This window comes from Flavobacterium sp., assembly GCF_044368625.1.
Lineage (GTDB): Bacteria > Bacteroidota > Bacteroidia > Flavobacteriales > Flavobacteriaceae > Flavobacterium.
Genome location: NZ_JBIPPD010000217.1, coordinates 1 through 5414 on the forward strand (window position 1 = coordinate 1; position 5414 = coordinate 5414).

General features: G+C 37.1%; 4 protein-coding genes. 1 reads left to right on the top strand and 3 read right to left on the bottom strand.

What is annotated here, in order from left to right; translation table 11 throughout:
• From secA to ACIQ2X_RS13420, 3 genes are all read right to left on the bottom strand, one after another.
• Positions 1-3339, bottom strand: a 3339-nt coding sequence (secA, locus tag ACIQ2X_RS13410) for a preprotein translocase subunit SecA (RefSeq protein WP_396179439.1), incomplete at its 3' end; no start/stop codon positions are given.
• A 74-nt stretch (positions 3340-3413) separates the two neighbouring features.
• Positions 3414-3635, bottom strand: coding sequence for a DUF2795 domain-containing protein (locus ACIQ2X_RS13415; protein ID WP_022828503.1), 222 nt, complete (start codon positions 3633-3635; stop codon positions 3414-3416).
• A gap of 149 nt (positions 3636-3784) precedes the next feature.
• Entirely contained in the window at positions 3785-4357 is a 573-nt protein-coding gene (locus tag ACIQ2X_RS13420; RefSeq protein WP_396179440.1) for a cob(I)yrinic acid a,c-diamide adenosyltransferase, read from the bottom strand.
• A gap of 216 nt (positions 4358-4573) precedes the next feature.
• Between ACIQ2X_RS13420 and ACIQ2X_RS13425 the strand changes: the two genes are divergently transcribed.
• Complete coding sequence (locus ACIQ2X_RS13425) at positions 4574-5233, top strand: hypothetical protein (protein ID WP_396179441.1); 660 nt, start codon at positions 4574-4576, stop codon at positions 5231-5233.
• Positions 5234-5414: the final 181 nt, after the last annotated feature.

A 5414-nucleotide genomic window follows, 5' to 3' on the forward strand; every position in this document is an offset into this window, starting at 1 on the left:
AGAACTCAAGAGACTTTCTGCTTTTTTGAATTTCATGCTTTCGGTTTTACCGCTAAGGACGTGCTTCACTGTAACATTGTCGTTGCGGTTGATTTTTGGCATTTCGCGTTTGATTGTTTCGGTTACTTGACGTTGTTGCGTTTGTCCTGCTTCATTCCCGACGTTTCGAGATTCTGCCGCGGCTTGATCCGTATTTGGTATTTCATCCTTGGAAGTGGTGTAATTTTCTTTTTGACGTACTTCCTGGGCTTCTTGAATTTTTGGCGTTGTTTGCTGTGGCAAATCGCCTTTGAACAAGAACGAAACTACTTCTTTATTAACGCCGTTGAGCATTGCACTAAACAATTTAAAGGCTTCGAATTTGTAAATAAGCAACGGATCTTTTTGTTCGTGAACGGCAAGCTGAACCGATTGTTTCAATTCGTCCATTTTGCGCAAGTGTTTTTTCCAAGCTTCATCTACGATTGCCAGCGTGATGTTTTTCTCGAAATCAGCGATTAACTGTTTTCCTTCGCTTTCATAGGCTTTTTTCAGGTCGGTAACTACATTGAGCGACTTGATCCCATCGGTAAAAGGCACTACAATTCTTTCGAACTGGTTGTTCTCGTTTTCAAAAACATTTTTGATAATTGGGAACGCTTCGCGGGCGCTTCGGTTGGTTTTCTCAGTGTAATATTCAAGTGCTGATTTGTAAACTTTACCAGCAATTTCAACTGGAGAAAGTTTGTTGAATTCTGCTTCCGAAACGGGACTTGTGATTGAAAAATAGCGAATCAATTCGAACTCGAAATTTTTAAAATCGCTTACCTCTTTATTGGAAGTGGTAACCAATTCGCAGGTATCGTAAATCATGTTGGCGATATCCACTTTCAAACGTTCGCCATGCAAAGCGTGACGACGGCGTTTGTAAACCACTTCACGTTGTGCATTCATTACGTCGTCGTATTCCAACAGACGTTTACGCACGCCAAAGTTGTTTTCTTCAACTTTCTTCTGGGCTCTTTCGATGGATTTGGTCATCATGGAGTGCTGAATTACTTCGCCTTCTTTCAATCCCATTCTGTCCATTACTTTTGCTACTCTTTCAGAACCGAAAAGACGCATCAAGTTGTCTTCCAAGGAGACATAAAATTGTGAACTTCCCACGTCTCCCTGACGACCTGCACGACCTCTTAGCTGACGGTCGACACGTCGTGAATCATGACGTTCTGTACCAATGATAGCCAAACCACCCGCTGCTTTTACTTCAGGAGTTAGTTTGATATCGGTTCCACGACCAGCCATATTGGTTGCAATTGTTACTACGCCTGGTTTTCCTGCTTCTTCCACAATTTGGGCTTCTTGCTTGTGCATTTTTGCATTCAAAACGTTGTGAGGAACGCTTCGCATCTTCAACATTCGGCTTAGTAATTCTGAAATTTCAACAGAAGTAGTTCCTATCAAAACCGGGCGACCTGCTTTGGATAATTCCGTTACATCTTCGATAACCGCATTGAATTTTTCACGAACCGAGCGGTAAATCAAATCTTCTCTATCGTTTCGCGCCATCGGACGATTGGTTGGAATTTCTACCACGTCTAATTTGTATATTTCCCACAATTCGCCGGCTTCAGTAACCGCAGTTCCTGTCATACCGGCAAGTTTGTTGTACATTCTGAAGTAATTTTGCAAGGTTACCGTTGCAAAAGTTTGAGTAGCCGCTTCGATTTTCACATTTTCTTTGGCTTCAATTGCTTGGTGCAAACCATCAGAATAACGACGACCGTCCATAATACGGCCGGTTTGCTCGTCGACAATCATGATTTTGTTGTCCATGATTACATATTCTACATCTTTTTCAAAAAGAGAATAGGCTTTAAGCAACTGCGTCAACGTGTGAATACGCTCGCTTTTTATGCTAAAATCCTGAAAAAGTTTTTCTTTTTCTTCGGCTTCGGTGTCTTTTTCAAGCTTTAATTTTTCGATTCGAGCAATTTCAGTTCCAATATCTGGAAGGACAAAGAAATCAGCATCTTCGTTTGTAGATAAGAATTTGATTCCGTTATCGGATAATTCCACTTGATTGTTTTTTTCTTCGATAACAAAATACAAGGCTTCGTCCACCTTATGCATTTCACGATTGTTATCCTGCATGTATTGATTTTCGGTTTTCTGAAGCAATTGTTTGATTCCTTCTTCACTCAAAAATTTGATTAATGCTTTATTTTTTGGCAAAGCACGGTAGGCCCTCAATAATTGAAAACCGCCGTCTTTGGTATTTCCTTCTTTTATTAATTTTTTGGCTTCGGTCAAAAATCCATTGGCCAACTGTCGTTGTAAAGCCACTAGATTTTCGATTTTCGGCTTTAATTCCATAAATTCATGACGGTCACCTTGCGGTACGGGCCCTGAAATAATCAATGGTGTTCTGGCGTCGTCAATTAAAACTGAATCGACCTCATCGACAATGGCAAAATTGTGTTTGCGTTGAACCAAATCGGTTGGCGAATGGGCCATATTGTCTCTCAAATAATCAAAACCAAACTCATTATTGGTTCCGTAAGTGATGTCGGCATTGTAGGCTTCACGTCGGGCATCCGAATTGGGTTGATGCAAGTCGATACAATCTACGGTCATTCCGTGAAATTCGAAGAGCGGTGCTTTCCAAGCGCTGTCTCGCTTTGCCAAGTAGTCGTTGACAGTTACCAGATGAACGCCGTTTCCGGTTAATGCATTTAAGTAAAGAGGTAAAGTTGCTACTAAAGTTTTTCCTTCCCCTGTTTGCATTTCGGCTACTTTTCCTTGATGCAACACCATACCACCTATTAATTGTACATCATAATGGATCATGTCCCAAGTAATTTGTTTTCCGGCAGCCGACCAAGAATTTGCCCAAACCGATTCGTCTCCTTCGATAGTAACGTATTCTTTTTTAGAAGAAATTTTTAAATCGCCTGGAGTTGCTTTAACACGAATGCTGGTGTAGTCTTTAAAACGTTTTGCAGTTTCTTTTACCACAGCAAAAGCTTCTGGTAAAATTTCCATTAAGGTTTTTTCAGAAATATCGTATGCTTCTTTTTCCAGAGCGTCGATTGCAGCATACACGTCTTCTTTTTCGTCAATGTCGACTTTTTGCTCTACTTCAATTTTAAGTGCAACAATCTTGTCATCTTTATCTTGACGAGCAGCTTGGATACGTTTTTTAAATTCGGCAGTCTTTGCTCTAAGTTCATCGTGTGACAATGAAGACAATGCAGCTTCAAATGTTTTAATTTTAGATAAGTAAGGCTGTAAAGCCTTAACGTCCTTTTGGGATTTATCGCCTACAAAGGCTTTAAGTATGCTGTTTATGAAGCTCATATTATAATTATTCTATTAATCAATTCGTTATGTGAACAAAAAAAAAGTCTCGCATGAGACTTTTCAATTTATTTTTAATATTCATCCTCGTTCCAAAGATAATCTTCGTCGGTAGGATAATCGGGCCAAATTTCTTCCATCGATTCGTAGATTTCGCCTTCATCTTCAATCGATTGCAGGTTTTCTACCACTTCTAAAGGTGCACCAGCTCTGATAGCATAGTCAATAAGTTCATCTTTAGTTGCCGGCCATGGTGCGTCACTTAAATAGGATGCCAATTCTAATGTCCAATACATCTGCTATACATTTTATAATTTATGCAAAAATAAATTTTTTACCGACATAGTCAAGAAAAATTGTGTTTATTTTAAAAAAAGTTAAGAACGTAATTTTGTTTTCTAATTTTAGCTAATCAATATCCGATTAAAAATTCCCAAATTGCATGTTAATATTTCTCAGGAATCCATTGGACTTCATTTGCATTTAAGTCTTGAGACAACTTCCGTGCCAATACAAATAGGTAGTCAGAAAGGCGGTTTAAGTATTTCAAAACATATAAATCTACGGGTTCAATCTCGTTTAAATGCACGGCCAATCGTTCTGCTCGGCGGCACACACATCTAGCAATATGACAATATGACACAGTACTGTGTCCGCCAGGCAAAACAAAATGTGTCATTTGTGGTAATGATTGTTCCATAAAGTCGATAGCGTTTTCCAAGAATTCTATTTCCTTTTCGCCGATTTTAGGAATATTTAAACGTTCTTTTCCGTTTTTCAACACTTCTTTATCAGGAGGAGTTGCTAAAATTGCACCTACAGTGAAAAGTTTGTTTTGAATTTCGGCCAAATTATTTTTGTAAATGAAATTAATTTCTTGATCTCTGATGAGTCCAATATGCGAATTCAACTCATCTACTGTTCCATAACTTTCGATTCTAATATGGTGTTTGGGTACTCTTGTTCCACCAAAAAGTGCAGTGGTTCCGGTATCTCCTGTTTTGGTATAGACTTTCATTTTTGTATACTATTTAAATTCTGCACTAAAGTTACATTTTAATATATTAAATTAATTCAATAGTCATTATAAAATTTCAATATTACATTACAATATTAATATATTTTAGCAACAAAAAGAATCTTTTATTAAATAAATCATAAATAATTAACTTAAATTAATTATATTTTGTTTTAATTATATAGTTTTACACCGAATTATTAAATATACCAAACTATGAAAAAAGTACAATTATTAGTAGGAGTTGCTGTTTTAACAGTGTCTTTTACATCATGTAAAAGCGAAGAAGAAAAAATGGCAGAACAGTCGTTTGATCGTTATGAAAAATATGTAGACTCTGTAAACAACGTTAACGAAGCAGAAGCTTTGACCAACTGGCAAGCAATTGAAGCAGGTTATAATGATCGCATGAGTGATGCTGATATGGCTATCGCTAATATGAATGATCAGACAGCTGCACAAGATCGTTTAGAAAAAACAAAAACGAAGTACACAGAATATAAATCGAAAGTTGAAGCTAGTGCCCCAAAACCTGTAGATCGTAAAACGGAAATCCGTAGCGCATTTTTTGGTGGATCAATGGCTGCTGGAGCTGATATGGACATGTCATGGGTAAACAAAGATAATATTCTTAAAGTATATAATGATTTCAATAATGAATTCGAAAAAAATAAAGATAATTATTCAAGAGAAGATTTTGACGAAATTAAAGCTTTATACGAAGCATTAGATACGAGAAAAAATACCGTTGAAAACGAAGGTCTATCGGCTGCAGATAACAGAAAAATTGCTGAACTAAAATTTAAATTTGGTCCAAAATTTAAATGGGAACGAATGGGAGCCAAAGCCAATGAAAATTCGGAAGCAAAAGAATAATTCGCTTGCTATACTTTAAGCTAACAATAGCTGCTCGATTTTGGGCAGCTATTTTTTTTATTACTTTGTAAGTTCAAGTTATAAGTGCAACAGATAAATTAAAAACACTTGGAGTTTTCCTCCAAGTGTTTAAGGTCAAAAGCCTAAATTTGTCTTGCATGAAAAAATATAAACAATTAAC

What these genes read in the sequence shown, in the direction of transcription:
- ACIQ2X_RS13415 (WP_022828503.1), bottom strand. Translation starts at nt 3,635, where the DNA reads ATGTATTGGACATTAGAATTGGCATCCTATTTAAGTGACGCACCATGG.
- ACIQ2X_RS13420 (WP_396179440.1), bottom strand. Translation starts at nt 4,357, where the DNA reads ATGAAAGTCTATACCAAAACAGGAGATACCGGAACCACTGCACTTTTT.
- ACIQ2X_RS13425 (WP_396179441.1), top strand. Translation starts at nt 4,574, where the DNA reads ATGAAAAAAGTACAATTATTAGTAGGAGTTGCTGTTTTAACAGTGTCT.